Here is a 17,697-nt window from a genome sequence, read left to right as displayed (position 1 = left end):
GCGATGCGTTCGTGTCTGTCTGTCGCCACGCTAGCACAGGGGCGTGGCGGTTCCGTGGCCGCGCGGCCGGAGTTGCGCGCCGCGGTTCAGCCGAACCAGGACGCCAGCTCGGCCGGGGCCGCCGCCAGCCGGGTCGCGCCGGCGCCGCGCAGTTCGGCTTCGCCGCCGAACCCCCAGAGCACGCCCACCGACGGCATACCGTGGTGGCGGGCGCCGTGGATGTCCATGTGCCGGTCGCCGATCATCCAGCAACCCTCCGGGCCCAGCCCGAGCCGCGCCAGCGCCTCGCCGATCAGCTCGGGCTTGTGGCTCAGGCGGCCGCAGGGCGTGGCGCCGACCACGTCCTCGAACAGGCCGCCGAAAGGCAGGTGCTCGATGATCAGGCGCGCGTGCGGTTCGTTCTTGGCGGTCACCACCGCCAGCCGGTGCCCGGCCGCGGCCAGGCCGGCGAGGACATCGCCGATGCCCTCGTAGACCGCATGCTCGCGCCAGCCTTCGGACTCGAAGCGCTCACGGTAGAACTCCACCGCCTTCTCGGTGCGCGCCGCGTCGCCCAGCACCGGCCCGAAGCTGTCGCGCAGCGGCGGGCCGATCCAGCCCCGCAGCGCCTCGGGTGGCGGCACCGGCTCGCCCAGGCGCTCGAAGGCGTGCGCGACGCAGCGGGTGATGCCGACCGCGGAGTCGATCAGGGTGCCGTCGAGGTCGAAGAACAGCGTCGCCACGTCAGGCGGCGCGGGCCTTGAGCGCGGTGACGGCCGGCAGTTCCTTGCCCTCGCAGAACTCGAGGAAGGCGCCGCCGCCGGTGGAGATGTAGCTGATGCCCGCCTCGACGCCGTACTTGTCGACCGCGGCCAGGGTGTCGCCGCCGCCGGCGATCGAGAACGCCGGCGACTCGGCGATGGCCCGGGCCAGGGCCTCGGTGCCCTTGCCGAAGGCGTCGAACTCGAACACGCCGACCGGCCCGTTCCAGATGACGCTGCCGGCCTTGCGGATCGTCGCGGCGTACGCGGCGGCGGTTTCCGGGCCGATGTCGAGGATCATGTCGTCGGCACCGACCTCCGAGACCTTCTTCACCGTCGCCGGTGCGTCGGCGGCGAAGGCCGGGGCCACCACGACGTCGGTGGGCACCGGGATTTCGGCGCCGCGCGCCTTCGCGTCGGCCATGATCTTGCGGGCGGTGTCGAGCAGGTCGGCCTCGCACAGCGACTTGCCCACCGGGTGCCCCATCGCCGCGATGAAGGTGTTGGCGATGCCGCCGCCGACGATCAGCTGGTCCACCTTCGACACCAGGTTCGACAGCAGCTCGAGCTTGGTGCTCACCTTGCTGCCGGCGACGATGGCCACCAGCGGGCGCGCCGGCGCGTGCAGGGCCTTGGCCAGCGCGTCGAGCTCGGCCATCAGCAGCGGGCCGCCGCAGGCCTGCTTCGCGAAGCGGATGACGCCGTGGGTCGAGGCCTGGGCGCGGTGCGCGGTGCCGAAGGCGTCCATCACGAACACGTCGCAGAGCGCGGCGTACTTGCGCGCCAGCGCCTCGTCGTCGGCCTTCTCGCCGACATTCATGCGGCAGTTCTCCAGCAGCACCAGCTGGCCCGGCTGCACGTCCACGCCGTCCACCCAGTCCTTCACCAGCGGCACCTCGCGGCCCAGCAGCTCGCCCAGGCGCGCGGCGACCGGCGCCAGCGAGTCCTCGGCGGTCCAGGTGCCTTCCTTCGGACGACCCAGGTGCGAGGTGACCATCACGGCCGCGCCCTTCTCGAGCGCCAGCTTCATCGTCGGCAGCGCCGCGGTGATGCGCTGCTCGGAGGTGATGCGGCCGTCCTTGACCGGCACGTTGAGGTCTTCGCGGATCAGCACGCGCTTGCCGGACAGGTCGAGGTCGGCCATGCGGAGGATGGACATGGGGGTGCTCCGGGATCGGGAAACCATCATTTTCCCCCGCCCGGACCGGTGGCGGCAAACCCGCCGGTCGCATGGGACAATGGCGCCATGGACGCCCTCACCCAACCGCCCGTGCTCGAAGGCCAGGCCCTGCGCCTGCGGCCGCTGCGCGAGGCGGACGCAGAGGCGCTGTTCGCGCTCTACGGCGACCCCGGGGTGTGCCGCTACTGGAGCTTCGCGCCCTGGACCGAGCTGGCCCAGGCCCGGGCCTGGCTGGCCGAGCGCATGGCCTGGCGGCCGCCGGCGACGTTTGGCTGGGCCCTGGCCGACCGCGGCGACGACCAGCTGCTGGGCACGGTCAGCCTGTTCTCGCTCAGCGCCCCCAACCGTCGCGCCGAGCTGGGCTATTCGCTGCTGCCGGCACGCCAGGGCCGCGGCCTGGCCCGCGAGGCGGTGCGCCTGGCCCTGGATTTCGCCTTCGGGCCGCTGGCCCTCGAGCGGGTGGAGGCCGACGTGGATCCGGGCAACGAACCGTCGTGGCGGCTGCTCGAACACTTCGGCTTCCGCCGGGAAGGGCTGCTGCGCAACCGCTGGCGGGTGGGCGACACCTTCGCCGACTCCTGGATCTACGGGCTGCTGGCCGGCGAACACCGGGGGACTGCATGAGCAACGTGCTTGGACCGGCGCTCGAGGCCCTGCGCCGCGGCGAAGCCATCGGCCTGCCCACCGAAACCGTCTATGGCCTGGCGGCCGACGCCTCGAACCCGGACGCGGTGCGGCGCATCTTCGCGCTCAAGGGCCGGCCCGCCGACCATCCGCTGATCGTTCACGTGGCCGGGCCGGAGGCCATCGACGACTGGGCGCTGGACGTGCCGCCCGCGGCGCGGGCGCTGGCCGCGGCGTTCTGGCCGGGCCCGCTCACCCTGATCCTGCGCAAGCAGGCGGCCGTGCCGCCGGAAGTGACCGGCGGCCAGGACACCGTGGGCCTGCGCTGCCCCGACCACCCGGTGGCCCTGGCCCTGCTGCGCGCCTTCGGCGGTGGCCTCGCGGCGCCGTCGGCCAACCGCTTCGGCCACGTCAGCCCGACCCGGGCCGCGCACGTGCGCGCCGAGTTCGGCGAGGCGGTGCCGGTGGTGCTCGACGGCGGCGACTGCGCGGTCGGCATCGAAAGCACCATCGTCGACCTCTCCGGCGCCGCGCCGCGCATCCTGCGCCCGGGCATGCTGGGCCGGGAGCGCATCGAGGCGGTCATCGGCAGCGTCGCCGAGGGCGGCGGCGCCGACAGCCCGCGCGCCTCGGGCACGCTCGATGCGCACTACGCCCCGCGCACGCCGCTGCTGCTGCTGCCGCGCGCAGCGCTGGCCGACGAGGCCGCGCAGCAGCAAGTGATGGGCAAGGCCGTGCAGGTACTCGCGCTGGGCCAGCTGCCCGACGGCACCGCGGGGCTCGCCCTGCCGGCCACGCCCGCGGCCTATGCCCACGGGCTGTATGCCGCCCTGCGCGAGCTCGACGGCCGCGGCGCGAACCTGCTGCTCGCCGAACGCCCGCCCGGCGACGATGACTGGGCCGCGATCCACGACCGCCTGCGCCGCTCGGCCGCCGGCGCCGGCCTCGACGCGGAGCCGACGTGAACGGGGCGGGCTGGCGCGCAACGCTGGCTGCTCTGCCCGACGGATTGACCGCGGCCGCCTTCGCCGCGATCTGGATTTCCCCCTTCGTGTTCGGCGAAGACGGCGTACGCACCGCGATGCTGGTGATGCTGGTCGAGTTCTTCCTGATCCACGCCACCGGCTTCTTCACTGCCTTCGTGATGGCGCCGGGGCTTGCGCGCAGCCGGCGCGTGGCGGCGATCCTGGGCCTGTCGGCCTTCTACCTCCTGATGATCGGCGCGCTGGCCAGCAGCTTCGGCGAATGGTGGCCGCTGCTGGCCTTCGGCTGGCTGGTGCTGGCCAAGCTGGCCTGGGTGTTCGCGCGCCGCCAGCCGGGCGACGGGGACGAACTCGATCGCGGCGCCGTGGCCTGGGCCGGCTCGGGCGTGGCCTACGTGCTCGGCGCCTTCGCCACCGCAGTGCCGCCGATCCCGCGCCTGGGCATGACCGAAGCCCTGCAGCCCGGCTTCGGCCTGGGCGACGACGCCAGCGGCCTGTGGATGGAAGAACCCCACCGCGTCATCGCCTTCGGCGTCCTGTATTTCGGCCTGCTGTGCCTGGGCAAGCTCCTCGCGGCGCTGACCGCCGGCAGACCCACGTCGAATGTTGAACACGGATAAGAGCGGATGGACACGGATCAACACGGATAGGGCAAGAGCATTTTTGAGTTGATCTGCTCTATCCGTGTTCATCCGTGTTGATCCGTGGCGAAAGACCGCTCCTGCCCTTCGCGTGCGATGCCGCTGCAAAAAGAAAACCCCGGCCGGGGCCGGGGTCTTCGGTAGCAGGCGTCGGGGCTGAAGCCCCGCCCGCAGTTGGCCGGGATTACTTGGCGGCCATCAGCGCCAGCGTGGTGTCGAGCATGCGGTTGGAGAAGCCCCACTCGTTGTCGTACCACGAGCAGACCTTCACCAGCGTGCCGCCCATGACCTGGGTCAGGGTGCTGTCGTACACCGAGCTGTGCGGGTCGTGGTTGAAGTCGATCGAGACCAGCGGCTTGGTGTTGAAGCCCAGGATGCCCTTGAGCTCGCCTTCCGAAGCGGCCTTCACCACGGCGTCGATCTCTTCCTTGCTGGTGGCGCGCGCGGCCACGAAGCTCAGGTCGACCACCGAGACGTTGATGGTCGGCACGCGCATCGAGAAGCCGGTGAGCTTGCCGTTGAGCTCGGGCAGCACCAGGCCCACGGCCGCGGCGGCGCCGGTCTTGGTCGGGATCTGCGACTGGGTGGCCGAACGGGCGCGGCGCAGATCCTTGTGGAAGACGTCGGTGAGGACCTGGTCGTTGGTGTAGGCGTGGATGGTGGTCATCAGGCCGTGCACCATGCCGATCTTCTCGTGCAGCACCTTGGCCAGCGGCGCCAGGCAGTTGGTGGTGCAGGAGGCGTTGGAGATGACGGTGTCCGACGCGCGCAGCAGCTGGTGGTTCACGCCGAAGACGACGGTGTTGTCCACGTCCTTGTCGCCCGGGGCCGAGATGATGACCTTCTTGGCGCCGGCGGCGAGGTGGGCCGAAGCCTTGGCCTTGGAGGTGAACAGGCCGGTGCACTCGAGCACCACGTCCACGCCCAGCTCGCCCCAGGGCAGCTTGGCCGGGTCGCGCTCGGCGCATACCTTGATGCGGTCGCCATTGACGATCAGGTCGCCGCCGTCGACCGACACGGTGCCCGGGAACTTGCCGTGGGCGGTGTCGTACTGGGTCAGGTGGGCGTTGGTCTCGGCGTCGCCCAGGTCGTTGATCGCCACGATGGTGATCTCGTGGTTGCGCTTGGCCTCGTAGAGCGCGCGCAGGATGTTGCGACCGATGCGGCCGTAACCGTTGATGGCGACCTTGATGGACATGGCTACTCCTGGACCGGCCCGGGCCGGTGAACGGTGGGTGGAAACCCGTGATTCTACCAAGCCCCGACCCGGGGTCCCAGCCTTGGCGGGGGCCCCGGGAGTTTTTCCCGCCGCCGCCCCGGGCGCCGATTTGACCATTCTCAAGATGCCCCGGCCCGGGCGGGTGGAAACTGCGCGCCGTCCCCACCCAACGGAGTTCCACCATGCGTTTGCTCATTGCCCCGCTCGCCCTGGCCGCCCTGGCCCTCGCCGCCCCCGCCCAGGCCCAGCAGGCCGGCGACTGGACCTTCTCGGTCGGCCTGCACGCCGTCTCGCCCAAGTCCGGCAACGGCAGCCTGGCCGGCGGCACCCTGGACGCCGACGTCGGCGACGACTGGCGCCCGACCATCACCGCCGAGTACTTCCTGTCCGACAAGCTCGGCATCGAGGTCCTGGCCGCCCTGCCCTTCGAGCATGACGTCCGCCTCAACGGCGCCAAGGCCGGCTCGACCAAGCACCTGCCGCCGACCGTCAGCCTGCAGTACCACTTCCGCAACGACTCGAAGGTCACGCCGTTCATCGGCGCGGGCGTGAACTACACCCGCTTCTTCGACGAGAAGACCACCGGCGCGCTGGACGGCATCCGCCTGTCGCTCGACCCGTCCTGGGGCCTGGCCGCCCACGCCGGCGTCGATTTCGCCATCGGCGAGAACAAGGCAATCCGCATCGATGCCCGCTACATCGACATCGACACCGACGTGAAGGTCAACGGCGCCAAGGTCGGCACCGTCAACATCGACCCGACCGTCTACGGCGCGGCCTTCGTCTGGTCGTTCTGAGGCCCGTGATGGCAAAGTTCATGGCCGCTGGCGTAAAGTCCGCGGCCATGAACCGCAGCCTCCTTGTTTCCGCGCTGGCGCTCGCGCTGGCCGCCCCTTCCGCCCACGCCTGGAGCCGCCAGGGCCACCAGCTCGTGGGTGAACTGGCCGAACGCCAGCTCAGCCCGGCCGCCCTCGCGCAGGTGCGCGACCTGCTGGCCGACGAGGCCGTACCCAGCCTGGCCGCCGTGGCCACCTGGGCCGACGAGATCCGCGCCGAGGAGAACGAACTCGGCAAGCTCAGCAGGCGCTGGCACTACGTCAACATCCCGGGCAAGGACTGCGACTACGCGCCCGCCCGCGATTGCGCCGACGGCGAATGCATCATCGGCGCCATCAACGCCCAGCGTGCCGTGCTGGCCGACGCCTCGCGCCCGCGCCAGGAACGCACCAACGCACTCAAGTTCCTCGTGCATTTCGTCGGCGACGCGCACCAGCCCATGCACGCCGGCTACCCGCATGACCGCGGCGGCAACAACTACCAGCTCAACTACCGCGGCAAGGGCGCGCCCGAGGGCGAAGGCACCAACCTGCACGGCACCTGGGACTACTGGCTGCTGCAGTCGGCCGGGCTGGACAACGCCGCCTACGCCGACAAGCTCTCCGCCATGCCGCCGCTGCAGGCCGACCCGGTGCCGGCGCTGGGCAACGCGGCGCAGGCCTGGACGATCGAGTCCTGCCGGCTGATCCACAGCGAGTCGATCTATCCGCCCGGCCACCGCATCACCGACGCCTACCTCGACCAGCACCGTCCGCTGGCCGAGCAGCGCATCCGCCTGGCCGGGCAGCGACTGGCCGGACTGCTCGAGGAAGCGCTGGCGCCCTGAGGCGGCCCGCGGCGTGACGCACTAGACTGGCGGGGTCGCCCGCAGCGGAGCCACGCCATGCGTCATCCGAACGTGCAGCCCTTCCACCACGCCGACTCCGGCACGTGGAGCTACCTTGTTGCCGACCCGGCCGGCCGCCAGGCCGCCATCATCGACCCGGTGCTGGACTTCGACCCCAAGTCCGGCCGCACTGCCACCACCAGCGCCCAGGCCCTGCTCGACGCCGTGCACGCGGCCGGGCTGCAGGTGGCCTGGATCCTCGAGACCCACGCCCACGCCGACCACCTCAGCGCCGGCCACTGGCTGCGCGCGCAGCTGCCGGGTGCGAAGCTCGCCATCGGCGAGGGCATCCGGAAGGTGCAAAAGACCTTCCGGCCCATCTTCAACCTCGGCGAGCACTTCCCGGTGGACGGCTCGCAGTTCGACCACCTGTTCGCCGACGACGAGGTGTTTCCGGTCGGTGCGATCTCGGCGCGCGTGATCCCGGTGCCCGGTCACACCAACGACTCTGTGGCTTACCTGGTGGGCGACGCGCTGTTCACCGGCGACTCGCTGTTCATGCCCGACGGCGGCACCGCGCGCTGCGACTTCCCGGGCGGCGACGCGGCCACGCTGTACCGCTCGATCCAGCGCCTGTACTCGCTGCCCGACGACACCCGCGTCTTCGTCTGCCACGACTATGGCCCGGGCGGCCGCGAACCGCGCTGCGAAACCACCATCGGCGAGCAAAAGCACGGGAACATCCACGTGCGCCTGGGCGTGGACGAGGCGCAGTTCGTGAAGCTGCGCACCGAGCGCGACGCCACGCTCGACATGCCCGCGCTGATCCTGCCGGCGGTGCAGGTGAACATCCGTGCCGGCGCCCTGCCCGAGCCCGAGGAGAACGGCGTGCGCTACCTCAAGCTGCCGGTCGACGCGCTATAGCGGCGGTTCGCCGCCGCCTGGCGAGGGCCGCTTGGCGAGCTTGCGCTGCAGCGTGCGGCGATGCATGCCCAGGGCCCGCGCGGTGGCGGCGATGTTGCCACCGTGTTCGGCCAGGACGCGCTGCAGGTGCTCCCATTCCAGACGGTTCCAGGGAGTCGGTCGCGCCGGTTCGGGCGCCGCGAGCGGAGCCGGCTCGCCCTCCAGCCCGAGCGCGCGCAGCACGGCGGCGGCGTCGGCGGGTTTGGCCAGGTAGTCATCGGCGCCACGCTTGATGGCTTCGACGGCGGTGGCGATGCTGGCATAGCCCGTCAACAGCAGCACGCGCAGGCCCGGCGCCCGTTCGCGCAGCGCCTGCATCAGGCGCAGGCCGTCCTCGCCCTCGCCGAGCATCAGGTCGAGCACGGCATGGGTCGGGCGGGCGACGGCGCAGGCCGCCAGCGCCTCGGCCGCGCTGCCCACGGCCCGCGCCGGGAAGCCGCGGCGCTGCAGCGAACGCACCAGCACGCGGGCGAAGTTGGCGTCGTCGTCCACGACCAGGATGTCGGGCTGCGGGCTCATCCGCCCTGCTCCAGGCGTGCCGGGTCCAGCCACGCCTCGACGCCACCGGCCACGGGCGCGAGCCCGCCGCCGAAGCGTTCGCAGACGCGCGCCGCCAGGGCCAGGCCGAGGCCCAGGCCGCCTGGCTTGCCGGTGGCGAAGGGCGCCGGCGTCGCCGCGAGGCCCGCCCCTTCATCAAGAAAGGCCAGCACCAGGCGGCCGTCGCGCAGGCCGGCCTGCAGTCGCACCTGTTCACTGCCGACGGCGCGCGAGGCATCCGCGGCGTTGTCGAGCAGGTTGAGCACGAGGTAGTCGAAGCTGCGGTCGGCCGCGACCGGCAGCGCGGCTGCTTCCGGCGAAAACGACAGCCGGGCCTCGAGCCCCGGGCGCAGCAGCCGCCAGCGCGCGTGTGCCGCCTGCACTCGCACCTCGAGCCGCTCGGCCGGCGCCGGGCCGCCGTCGTTGCGGGCATCGCGCACCAGCTGGCCGACCGCGTCGCGGCAGGCCTGGACCTGCGCCTGCATCAGGTCAAGGTCCTCGCGCAGGGTGTCGCGGTCGAGCCCGGCCAGGCCGTCGCGCAGGTCGCCCAGCACCACCGACAGCGTCGACAGCGGCGTGTTGAGCGCATGGGCCGCGCCGGCCGCCAGCGTCGCCACCGCCAGCACGCCCTCGTCGCGCGCGCCGCGTTCGCGTTCGGCGGCCAGGGCCGCGCGCTGGCGCGCCAGCTCGGCGGCGAGCCGCGAGCCGAACCAGGCCAGCACGGCGGCGGTGAGCAGGAAATTGAGCCACATGCCGAACAGGTGCAGGTCGAAGTCACCATGCACGTGCGGCAAGGGCTGGTGGTCGACCCACAGCAGGCTGTAGCCCAGCACCGCCAGCGCGGCCGTCGCCACCACGCCGCGCACCGGCAGCAGCGAGGTGGCCAGCGCGATCGGCACCACCAGCAGGGACACAAAGGGATTGGCCGGGCCGCCGCTCCAGTACAGCTGCCAGCACAGCACGGCGATGTCGACGCCCAGGTGCGCCAGCAAGGCGGTCGGCGTTCCCGGGCCACGGCGCGCGGCCCGGACCGCCCAGGCGTTGAAGGCCAGCAGTACGGCCACGCCTGCGGCCATGGGCAGCCAGGGCAGGTGCAGGGGAAGCAGCCGCGGCACCAGCACGATGGCCAGCGCCTGGCCGGCGATCGACAGCCAGCGCAGCCGCACCAGGCTGGCCAGCGCCGACGGGTGCGACATCTTGTCGCTCCCGCCGCCCACCCGCGACTGACTAAGCTTCGCGCCCGACGCCACGCCGTCCTCCCGATCGCTGCCGGCGGCCATTGTCGCCCAGCCACCGCCCGGCGTCGCCCCGACCCGCAACGGAGTGCCCATGCTTTCGATCGCCATCGCCGCCGCCCTCGCCTCCACCGCAACGGCCGCCAGCCCCGCCACCCTGCCCCAGGTCGAAGTGATCGGCCGCGCCACGCCCGACGCCGCCACAGAGACCGTGCGCGGACAGGACCTGCGCGAGTCCGCGCCCGGTGACCTGGCCGAACTGCTGCGCGCGGTGAACGGCGTGTCCGCGGGCCGCATGGGCGGCCACGGCCTGGAGCCTGTGATCCGCGGCCAGTCGCAGGGCCAGCTCAACGTCCGCACCGACGGCGGCCTGGTGGTGGGCGCCTGCCCGAACCGCATGGATCCGCCCAGCGCGTTCACCGTCGCCGCCGCGGTGGATCGCGTGACCGTGGTGAAGGGCGTGCAGAGCCTGGCGTACGGCGCCGGCGGTACCGGCGGCACGATCCTGGTGGAGCGTGGACTGCCTTGGACGGCGGACGCCGGCGGCTCGGTCCGCGCGGGCGCCGGCGCCGGCGACAACGGCCTGGACTGGCGCGCCGATTCCCAGCTGCTGTGGCGCGGCGAACGTGCTGCGCTCCGCCTCGACGCCAACGCCGCCGAATACGGCGACTACGTGGACGGCGACGGCGAGGCCGTGCGCAGCGGCTTCCGCCGCCGTTCCCTGCACGCGATGGCCGGACATGACTTCGGGGACGCCGGCGTGCTCGAGATCGGCGTCGAACGCGCTGAAACCCTGGACGGGCGCTTCGCCGGTGCCGGCATGGACGCGCCGCTCGACCGCATGACCGGCGCGCGCCTCGCCTGGCAACGCGACCTGGCCGGTGGCGAACTCTCGGTGCGCGCCTGGCGCAACGAGGTGGACCACGTGATGGACAACTTCAGCCTGCGCCCGCAGCCGGCGATGGCGATGCGCACGCCGGCGGAATCGGACACCCAGGGCGGCGACCTGCGTTTCGAAACCACGGCGGGCGCCTGGTCTCTCAGCGCCGGCCTCGACCTGAGCGCGAATCGCCGCCAGGCCACGCGCTTTGCCGGACCGGGCCCGGCCATGCTCACCATGGTCAACGCCTTCCTGTGGCCCGACGCGCGCCTGGACCAGGCCGGCCTGTACGGCGAAGGCAGCCGCCCCTTGGGCGAAGGCACGCTCACCGCCGGCCTGCGCGTCGACCGCTTCCGCGCCGAAGCCCGCCGCGCCGACGTGCGCCCCTCGCCGATGGCGATGGCGCCGTCTGCCTTCTACGCCATGTACTACGGCAGCACCGAAGGACGCTGGGACGACACTGGCGTCTCGGGCCTGCTGCGCTTCGAACGGGAAGTCAGCGACGGCCTCACCGCCTTCGCCGGCATCAGCCGCACCGTGCGCGCCGCCGACGCCACCGAGCGCTACCTGGCCGCGCCGGCCGCGATACCCTCGGGCCGCTGGATCGGCAACCCGGGCCTGGCACTGGAAAAACATTCGCAGCTCGACCTCGGCCTGGCCTGGGAAGGCGAGCGCGCCACGGCCAGCGCCGTGGCCTTCGTGGACCGCGTGGGCGACTACATCCTGCGCGACCGCGCCCGCGGACAGGACGGCGTGCTGCTCGCCGACGGCGCGTCGGTGTACCGCAACGTGGATGCCAGCCTGCATGGCCTCGAACTCGAAGCGCGCTGGCAGTTGACCGAGTCGCTGGCGCTGGAAACCGAGCTGGCCTGGGTGCGCGGCCAGAACCGCAGCGACGACCGCCCGCTGGCACAGATGCCGCCGCTCAACGGCGCCCTCGCCCTGGCCTGGGAGACGCGCACGGGCGAATGGACGGCGCGCCTGCGCGGCGCGGCCCGCCAGGACCGCGTGGACGACAGCGTGCTGACCGGCAGCGGCCTCGACGCCCGCCGCACGCCGGGCTTCGGCGTGCTGGACCTGGGCTGGAGCAAGTCCTTCGGCGCGCACCGCCTGCGCCTGGACCTGAAGAATGTGTCCGACCGCACCTACGCCGAGCACCTCAACCGCGCCAACCTCGATCCCTTCAACCCGGATCCGGTGCAGGTCAACGAGCCGGGCCGTGGCGTGTTCCTGGCCTGGGAGTGGACACCGGGCGGCTGAGGCTCAGCCGGCGTCGCCGGCGGCCGGCGCCAGTTCGTCGAAGGCGCGCAGGGTCTCGGCGGCGTAGATCATCGAAGGGCCGGCGCCCATGTAGATGGCCATCGACACGGTCTCGAGCACTTCCTCGCGGCTGGCGCCCGCGCGGATGGCGGCCTTGACGTGGAAGCCGATGCAGCCGTCGCAGCGGGTGGCGATGGCGATGCCGATCGCCAGCAGCTCCTTGGTCTTGACGTCGAGCTGGCCCGGCGCGAGCGCCTCGCGGGCCAGGCCGCTGAAGGCCTTCATCGGGCCCGGCGCGCCGGTGCGCAGGCGGGCGATGGCGGCGTTGAGGTCGTCGATCAGGTCGGGGTAGGACTGGCTCACGGTGTTTCCTCGGGTCGGGGCGTCATTCGCCCAGGTGCTGGCGGGTCCAGCGCACGATGTTGTTGGCGTCCATGGCGCCGGCCTGGCGCGCGAGCTCGCGGCCCTGGCGGAACAGCACGAGCGTCGGGATGGATCGGATGCCGTGGCGCTGGGCCAGGGTCGGCTGGGCCTGGGTGTCGACCTTGGCCAGGCGCACTTTCGGCTCGAGCAGGCCGGCGGCCTTGCCGAAGTGCGGTGCCATCATCTGGCAGGGGCCGCACCACGAGGCCCAGAAGTCCACCAGCAGCGGCAGTTCGCTTCGGTCGGCGTGGATGCCGAAGTCGTCCACTCCCAGGTCCATCGGGCGGCCGGTGAACAGGCGCTCGCGGCAGTGGCCGCAGACAGGGCCTTCCTCCAGTCGCGTCGCCGGCACGCGGTTCATGCCGTGGCAGTGCGGGCAGGCCAGTACGATCGGGTCGCTCATGGCAGGGGCTCCGTGGCGGTGGGGACCTCGACCCAGACCAGGCCGCGCAGGTCGCCCTCGAGGAAGCCGGTGGCGCCATCCTCGGGGTAGAGCGCGGCCAGGCGCTCGGCGATGGGCGGGGCGATGTTGTCGCCGTGGCACATCAGGCAGGCGGCCTCGACGCGGATGCCGCGCGCCAGGCGCAGCGACACACCCTCGGGCAGGCCGTCGCGGATGACCGCGACCTGCGCCTCGGGCGCGCCGCCGTCGGCGACCGCCTGCTGGAAGCCGGCCAGCACCTCGCCCTGCCAGCCGGACGGCGCATTGGCCGGGTTGCGGTTACGGCCGGGCACGGCAACGCGGCCCAGTCGCACGCCGTGGCGGGCCATCACCTGCTCGGCGATCAGCGGCGCCTGCACGCGGCAGAAGCCGACCGCACCGGGCGCGCCGTCGCGGCTCATGGCCGCGCGCAATTCGGTGCGCAGCGTGTCGCCGAATTCCTTCATCGCGACCTGGGCGCGGGCCTGCCCGTCAGCGGGCGGCGCCGGCACCGGCGCCTCAACCACGGCCGCTGCCTGCGGGGCGTCCGGCGCAGCCTCGCCCGAAGGCGCCGCGCAGCCGGCGAGCAGGGCCATCGCGAGCAACTGCGGCAAGCGTCGGACCGGGTTCATGCCCTCGCCTCCTGCCTGCGGGCGCGCGCGCTGAGCAGCACGTAGTACAGCAGCGGGATGACCACCAGGGTGAGCACGGTGGACACCAGGATGCCGAAGATCAGCGCGATCGCCAGGCCATTGAAGATCGGGTCGTCGAGGATGAAGAAGGCGCCGGCCATCGCCGCCAGGCCGGTGAGGGCGATCGGCTGGGCGCGCACGGCGCAGGCCTCGACCACGGCATCGGCCAGGGCGTGGCCTTCGGCAATCGACTGGTTGATGAAGTCGACCAGCAGGATCGAGTTGCGCACGATGATGCCGGCCAGCGCGATCATGCCGATCATGCTGGTGGCGGTGAACTGCGCACCGAGCAGCGCGTGGCCGGGCATCACGCCGATCACGGTGAGCGGGATCGGAGCCATGATCACCAGCGGCACCACGTAGTCGCGGAATTGCGCCACCACCAGCAGGTAGATCAGCAGCAGGCCGACCGAATAGGCCAGGCCCATGTCGCGGAAGGTCTCGTAGGTGATCTGCCACTCGCCATCCCACTTCACCGCGAAGCCGAGCGAGTCGGTGGGCGCGGACAGGAAGCGCTGCTCGAGCTCGACGCCGGCCATCGGCGCCTCGCGCAGCTGGCCGACCAGGTCGAACATGCCGTAGAGCGGGCTGTCGAGCTCGCCGGCCTCGTCGCCGGTGACGTAGACCACCGGCAGCAGGTCCTTGCGGTGGATCACCGGCTCCCACGGAAGGCGCTGCACGGTGACCAGCTCCGACAGCGGCACCAGGCGGCCGTCGCCGGCGCGCACCCGAAGCGTGAGCAGCTGCTCGAGGCTGGCCTGGTCGCCGGCCGGCAGGCGCAGGCGCACCGGCACGGGATACTTGGACGCGCCGTCACGCAGCCAGGTGGCGTCGCGGCCGCCCACGCCCAGCTGCAGGGCCTGCGCGATGGCGGCCTGGCTCACGCCCAGGCGCGCGGCGCGGTCGCGGTCGACCAGCACCAGCTCGCGCTCGGCCGGGGCCTCGACGGTGGAATCGACGTCGACGATGCCGTCGGTGGCCTTGAAGCGCGCTTCGAGGTCGCGGGCGATCTCGCGGGCGCGGGTGGCGTCGGGGCCGTAGATCTCGGCCACCAGCGGCGACATCACCGGCGGGCCCGGCGGCACTTCGACCACCTTCACCGACGCGCCGTACTTCGCCCCCAGCGCCGCCAGCATCGGCCGCACGTCGCGGGCGATGTCGTGGCTCTGGCGGCTGCGCTCGGCCTTGTCGACCAGGTTCACCTGCAGGTCGCCGACGTTGGCGCCCTGGCGCAGGTAGTACTGGCGCACCAGGCCGTTGAAGTTCACCGGCGCGGAGGTGCCGGCGTAACCCTGCAGGTCGAGCACCTCGGGGACGGATTCAAGCGCGGCAGCCATTTCCAGCAGCAGGGCGTTGGTGCGCTCGAGCGGCGTGCCCTCGGGCAGGTCCACCACGACCTGGAACTCCGACTTGTTGTCGAAGGGCAGCATCTTGAGCACCACCAGCTGCACCACGGCCAGGCCCGCGGCGACCACCACGGCGCCGGCGATGCCGGCGAACAGCAGGCGGCGGCGCCGCTGGCCCTGCGCCTTGTCGAGGAACGGACGCATCACCTTCTCGAACAGGCGGCGCACGCGCAGGGTCAGGCCGGTTTCCTGGCCGTGGCTGCCCTCGCCGCCGCCGTGCGCATGGCGCGAGAGCAGCTTGAGCGAGAGCCAGGGGGTGACGGTGAGGGCGATGGCCAGAGAGAGCAGCATGCCCACCGACGCGTTGATCGGGATCGGCCGCATGTACGGGCCCATCAGGCCCGAGACGAACGCCATGGGCAGCAGCGCCGCGATGACGGTGAAGGTGGCCAGGATGGTTGGGCTGCCGACCTCGTCCACCGCCGGCGGGATGGCTTCGCGCAGGGTTTTTCCACCCAGCCGCATGTGCCGGTGGATGTTCTCCACCACCACGATGGCGTCGTCCACCAGGATGCCGATCGAGAAGATCAGCGCGAACAGCGACACGCGGTTGATGGTGAAGCCCATTGCCCACGAAGCGAACAGCGTGATGGCAAGGGTCAGGATGACCGCGCTGCCCACCACGATGGCCTCGCGCCAGCCCAGCGCGAACAGCACCAGCAGCACCACCGACAGCGTGGCGAAAACCAGCTTCTGGATCAGCTTGATGGCCTTGTCGTTGGCGGTGTAGCCGTAGTCGCGGGTGATGGTGGCCTCGATGCCCTCGGGAATGACGGTGGCCTTGAGGCCCTCGAGCCGCGAGGCGATCGCCGAGGTGATGTCGGCGGCGTTGGCGCCGGGCTTCTTGGCCACGGCGATGGTGACCGCCGGCGCCACGCCGCCTTCCGGGCGGCGCTCGCCCTGCGGCGCGGTGTACCAGGCGTACTGCGTGGGCAGGTCGGCGCCGCGGCGGATGTCGGCCACGTCGGAAAGATAAAGCGGGCGGCCCTCGCGCAGGCCGATCACCAGTTCGGCCACCTGCTGGGCATCGGCCAGGTAGGTACCGGCGGTCACCGGCAGCACGCCCTCGGCCGTGACGCGCTCGCCGGCCTGGGTGACCACGTTGGCGGCGGCCAGCGCGCCGGCCAGGTCGTCGGCCGTCATGCCGTACGAGGCCAGGCGGGTGGCGTCGAGTTCGACCACCACCGCGCGCTGCGGCGCGCCCAGGGTGTACACGTCACGCGTGCCGGGCACGCGCTTGAACTCGGTTTCCAGGGTGTGCGCGACCTCGGCCAGCTCGACGCCGCCGCGGGTGGGGTCGTCGGTCCAGAGCGTCACGGCCATCACCGGCACGTCGTCGATGCCCATCGGCCGCACCAGCGGCTGGCCGATACCGAGGCCTTGCGGCGCCCAGTCGGCGTTGGAAAACACCTGGTTGTACAGGCGCACCAGCGCGTCCTGGCGCGGCACGCCGACCTGGAATTCGACCGTGATCAGGGCCGAGCCGGCGCGGCTGGTCGAGTAGACGTGCTTGACGCCCTCGATCTCCGAGAGCACCTGCTCGAGCGGCACCGCCACCAGGTTCTCGACGTCCTCGGCCGGCGCGCCCATGAAGGGCACGATGATGTTGGCCATGGTCACGTCGATCTGCGGCTCTTCCTCGCGCGGCGTGATCAGGGTGGCGAACAGGCCCAGCAGCAGGCCCGCCACCGCCAGCACCGGCGTCAGCGGGTTGGCCTGGAAGGCGCGGGCCAGGCGGCCGGAGAGGCCGAAGCGCGGCTCAGTCATTGCCCGCCTCCCGGGCGGCGGCCAGGTAGGCCAGCGCATCGAGCGGGTTGGCGGCGATGCGCTCGCCTTCGGCCAGGCCGGCCAGCACTTCCACCTCGCCCTCGCGACGGTGGCCCAGGCGCACCTGGCGCAGCGCGACGCGATTGTCATCGGCGACGACGTAGACGGCGGTCACTTCGCTCCGGGTGACGAGCGCGGTGGCGGGCACCCAGAGATGGCGGGCCTCGCCGGTCTTGAAGGCGACCTTGACGGTCATGCCCGGCTGCAGGCCGGTTTCCACTTCGGGCAATTCGACCCGCACCTTGAAGCTGTGCGTGCCGGGATCGGCATACGGGAACACGACCAGCTGCGCCGCCTCGACGCGGCCGCCACCCGGCAGCACCACGGTGGCGCTGCCGTGCTCGCGCAGGGCGGCGACGTCGCTCTGCGGTACCTCGACGTTCACGCGCAGCTGTTGCAGCGACAGTCCGGACACCAGCGGCTGGCCGGGCTGCACCGCTTCGCCGACCTCGACGTGGCGGGCGGTGAGGATGCCCGAGTACGGCGCGCGGATGACCGTGTAGTCCACCTGCTCGCCGGCCTCGCTGACGCCGGCGCGGGCGGCCTCGAGCGCGGCGCGGGTTGCATCGCGGCGGGCGCGGGCCTGGTCGAGCGCGGCGCGCGCCAGCAGCTGTTTGGCCACCAACTCCTCGGTGCGGCGGAACGCGGCCTCGGCTTCGGTGTAGTCGGCCTGGGCGGCGTTGAGCGCCGCCGAGGCGCGGCGCTGCGCCGACACCTGCTCGACGTCGGTGAAGCGCACCACCACCTGCCCTGCCTCGACGTAGTCGTTCACGTCGAAGGGCAGCTCGACCACGCGGCCGCGCGTCTGCGCCGACAGCGTGGCCTGGTTGACGGCCTCGACCACGCCATCCCAGCTGCGTTCGCGCGCCGAAGTGCGCGGGGCGACCGTGATCGTCTCGAAGCCCACCGCGGGCGCCGGGGCGGTGACGGCGGGTTCGCCGCCACATGCCGCCAGCAGCAGGGCGGCGAGCGTCGCGGAGGCGAGAAGGCGGGTCCCGGGCAT

Annotated in this window: 17 protein-coding genes; 7 read left to right on the top strand and 10 right to left on the bottom strand. The window is 72.3% G+C overall.

The features are described 5' to 3' along the window. Positions 1–86: 86 nt before the first annotated feature. Together C6N40_RS05060 and C6N40_RS05055 are read right to left on the bottom strand one after the other, a co-directional pair. On the bottom strand, positions 87–722 hold the full coding sequence (locus C6N40_RS05060; RefSeq protein ID WP_106989919.1) for an HAD-IA family hydrolase: 636 nt from the start codon (positions 720–722) through the stop codon (positions 87–89). Between the two features lies 1 nt (position 723). After that, positions 724–1,899, bottom strand: a complete 1,176-nt coding sequence (locus C6N40_RS05055) for a phosphoglycerate kinase (protein ID WP_106989918.1) — start codon at positions 1,897–1,899, stop codon at positions 724–726. A gap of 87 nt (positions 1,900–1,986) precedes the next feature. Between C6N40_RS05055 and C6N40_RS05050 the strand changes: the two genes are divergently transcribed. Genes C6N40_RS05050 through C6N40_RS05040 form a run of 3 tightly spaced genes read left to right on the top strand, consistent with a single transcriptional unit; the run spans position 1,987 to position 4,147 of the window. After that, positions 1,987–2,544 carry a GNAT family N-acetyltransferase gene (locus C6N40_RS05050; RefSeq protein WP_106989917.1) on the top strand — a complete coding sequence of 186 codons (558 nt, stop codon included), beginning with the start codon at positions 1,987–1,989 and terminating at the stop codon, positions 2,542–2,544. After that, the gene (locus C6N40_RS05045; protein ID WP_106989916.1) at positions 2,541–3,509 is read left to right on the top strand and encodes an L-threonylcarbamoyladenylate synthase; all 969 of its coding nucleotides are present in this window, start codon (positions 2,541–2,543) and stop codon (positions 3,507–3,509) included. Before C6N40_RS05050 ends, C6N40_RS05045 begins: the two co-directional genes overlap by 4 nt. A gap of 44 nt (positions 3,510–3,553) precedes the next feature. Then, the gene (locus C6N40_RS05040) at positions 3,554–4,147 is read left to right on the top strand and encodes a hypothetical protein (RefSeq protein ID WP_106989915.1); all 594 of its coding nucleotides are present in this window, start codon (positions 3,554–3,556) and stop codon (positions 4,145–4,147) included. A gap of 205 nt (positions 4,148–4,352) precedes the next feature. Here C6N40_RS05040 and gap read toward each other — a convergent pair whose 3' ends face one another. Then, a complete protein-coding gene (gene gap / locus C6N40_RS05035) occupies positions 4,353–5,366 on the bottom strand; it encodes a type I glyceraldehyde-3-phosphate dehydrogenase (protein ID WP_106989914.1) in 1,014 nt (337 codons plus the stop codon). 203 nt (positions 5,367–5,569) lie between these two features. Between gap and C6N40_RS05030 the strand changes: the two genes are divergently transcribed. The 3 genes from C6N40_RS05030 to C6N40_RS05020 are packed head-to-tail and all read left to right on the top strand — an operon-like array spanning position 5,570 to position 7,974. Further along, a complete protein-coding gene (locus C6N40_RS05030; protein WP_106989913.1) occupies positions 5,570–6,184 on the top strand; it encodes an OmpW/AlkL family protein in 615 nt (204 codons plus the stop codon). 47 nt (positions 6,185–6,231) lie between these two features. Then, complete coding sequence (locus C6N40_RS05025; RefSeq protein WP_106989912.1) at positions 6,232–7,050, top strand: S1/P1 nuclease; 819 nt, start codon at positions 6,232–6,234, stop codon at positions 7,048–7,050. A 57-nt stretch (positions 7,051–7,107) separates the two neighbouring features. Beyond that, the gene (locus tag C6N40_RS05020) at positions 7,108–7,974 is read left to right on the top strand and encodes an MBL fold metallo-hydrolase (RefSeq protein ID WP_106989911.1); all 867 of its coding nucleotides are present in this window, start codon (positions 7,108–7,110) and stop codon (positions 7,972–7,974) included. Here C6N40_RS05020 and C6N40_RS05015 read toward each other — a convergent pair. Both C6N40_RS05015 and C6N40_RS05010 read right to left on the bottom strand, forming a co-directional pair. Further along, entirely contained in the window at positions 7,969–8,532 is a 564-nt protein-coding gene (locus tag C6N40_RS05015) for a response regulator transcription factor (RefSeq protein WP_106989910.1), read from the bottom strand. The genes C6N40_RS05020 and C6N40_RS05015 overlap by 6 nt on opposite strands. Continuing rightward, the gene (locus C6N40_RS05010; protein ID WP_162782087.1) at positions 8,529–9,746 is read right to left on the bottom strand and encodes an ATP-binding protein; all 1,218 of its coding nucleotides are present in this window, start codon (positions 9,744–9,746) and stop codon (positions 8,529–8,531) included. Before C6N40_RS05010 ends, C6N40_RS05015 begins: the two co-directional genes overlap by 4 nt. 133 nt (positions 9,747–9,879) lie before the next feature. On the opposite strand from C6N40_RS05010, the gene C6N40_RS05005 reads away from it, so the two are divergent. Next, a complete protein-coding gene (locus C6N40_RS05005; protein WP_162782086.1) occupies positions 9,880–11,925 on the top strand; it encodes a TonB-dependent receptor domain-containing protein in 2,046 nt (681 codons plus the stop codon). 3 nt (positions 11,926–11,928) lie between these two features. Here the strand turns inward: C6N40_RS05005 and C6N40_RS05000 are convergent, their stop codons facing one another. From C6N40_RS05000 to C6N40_RS04980, 5 genes are read right to left on the bottom strand one after another with little or no spacing between them, the layout of a single operon-like run. Continuing rightward, positions 11,929–12,288 carry a carboxymuconolactone decarboxylase family protein gene (locus tag C6N40_RS05000; protein WP_106989907.1) on the bottom strand — a complete coding sequence of 120 codons (360 nt, stop codon included), beginning with the start codon at positions 12,286–12,288 and terminating at the stop codon, positions 11,929–11,931. A 22-nt stretch (positions 12,289–12,310) separates the two neighbouring features. Then, complete coding sequence (trxC, locus tag C6N40_RS04995; protein ID WP_106989906.1) at positions 12,311–12,751, bottom strand: thioredoxin TrxC; 441 nt, start codon at positions 12,749–12,751, stop codon at positions 12,311–12,313. After that, the gene (locus C6N40_RS04990) at positions 12,748–13,401 is read right to left on the bottom strand and encodes a Tll0287-like domain-containing protein (protein ID WP_106989905.1); all 654 of its coding nucleotides are present in this window, start codon (positions 13,399–13,401) and stop codon (positions 12,748–12,750) included. Before C6N40_RS04990 ends, trxC begins: the two co-directional genes overlap by 4 nt. Next, a complete protein-coding gene (locus tag C6N40_RS04985; RefSeq protein WP_106989904.1) occupies positions 13,398–16,634 on the bottom strand; it encodes an efflux RND transporter permease subunit in 3,237 nt (1,078 codons plus the stop codon). The genes C6N40_RS04990 and C6N40_RS04985 overlap by 4 nt, the downstream gene beginning before the upstream one ends. After that, positions 16,627–17,697: an efflux RND transporter periplasmic adaptor subunit gene (locus tag C6N40_RS04980; RefSeq protein WP_106989903.1), complete on the bottom strand. Its 1,071-nt coding sequence runs from the start codon at positions 17,695–17,697 to the stop codon at positions 16,627–16,629. The genes C6N40_RS04985 and C6N40_RS04980 overlap by 8 nt, the downstream gene beginning before the upstream one ends.

Source organism: Arenimonas caeni (assembly GCF_003024235.1).
GTDB lineage: Bacteria > Pseudomonadota > Gammaproteobacteria > Xanthomonadales > Xanthomonadaceae > Arenimonas > Arenimonas caeni.
This window is presented reverse-complemented; position numbering and strand designations above follow the sequence as displayed.

Excerpts from the sequence above, each read along its gene's own strand:
- C6N40_RS05045 (WP_106989916.1), top strand. The coding sequence starts at position 2,541 with ATGAGCAACGTGCTTGGACCGGCGCTCGAGGCCCTGCGCCGCGGCGAA.
- gap (WP_106989914.1), bottom strand. The coding sequence starts at position 5,366 with ATGTCCATCAAGGTCGCCATCAACGGTTACGGCCGCATCGGTCGCAAC.
- C6N40_RS05020 (WP_106989911.1), top strand. The coding sequence starts at position 7,108 with ATGCGTCATCCGAACGTGCAGCCCTTCCACCACGCCGACTCCGGCACG.
- C6N40_RS05015 (WP_106989910.1), bottom strand. The coding sequence starts at position 8,532 with ATGAGCCCGCAGCCCGACATCCTGGTCGTGGACGACGACGCCAACTTC.
- C6N40_RS05010 (WP_162782087.1), bottom strand. The coding sequence starts at position 9,746 with ATGTCGCACCCGTCGGCGCTGGCCAGCCTGGTGCGGCTGCGCTGGCTG.
- C6N40_RS04985 (WP_106989904.1), bottom strand. The coding sequence starts at position 16,634 with ATGACTGAGCCGCGCTTCGGCCTCTCCGGCCGCCTGGCCCGCGCCTTC.
- C6N40_RS04980 (WP_106989903.1), bottom strand. The coding sequence starts at position 17,697 with ATGCCCGGGACCCGCCTTCTCGCCTCCGCGACGCTCGCCGCCCTGCTG.
- C6N40_RS04990 (WP_106989905.1), bottom strand. The coding sequence starts at position 13,401 with ATGAACCCGGTCCGACGCTTGCCGCAGTTGCTCGCGATGGCCCTGCTC.
- C6N40_RS05050 (WP_106989917.1), top strand. The coding sequence starts at position 1,987 with ATGGACGCCCTCACCCAACCGCCCGTGCTCGAAGGCCAGGCCCTGCGC.
- C6N40_RS05055 (WP_106989918.1), bottom strand. The coding sequence starts at position 1,899 with ATGTCCATCCTCCGCATGGCCGACCTCGACCTGTCCGGCAAGCGCGTG.
- trxC (WP_106989906.1), bottom strand. The coding sequence starts at position 12,751 with ATGAGCGACCCGATCGTACTGGCCTGCCCGCACTGCCACGGCATGAAC.
- C6N40_RS05030 (WP_106989913.1), top strand. The coding sequence starts at position 5,570 with ATGCGTTTGCTCATTGCCCCGCTCGCCCTGGCCGCCCTGGCCCTCGCC.
- C6N40_RS05025 (WP_106989912.1), top strand. The coding sequence starts at position 6,232 with ATGAACCGCAGCCTCCTTGTTTCCGCGCTGGCGCTCGCGCTGGCCGCC.
- C6N40_RS05005 (WP_162782086.1), top strand. The coding sequence starts at position 9,880 with ATGCTTTCGATCGCCATCGCCGCCGCCCTCGCCTCCACCGCAACGGCC.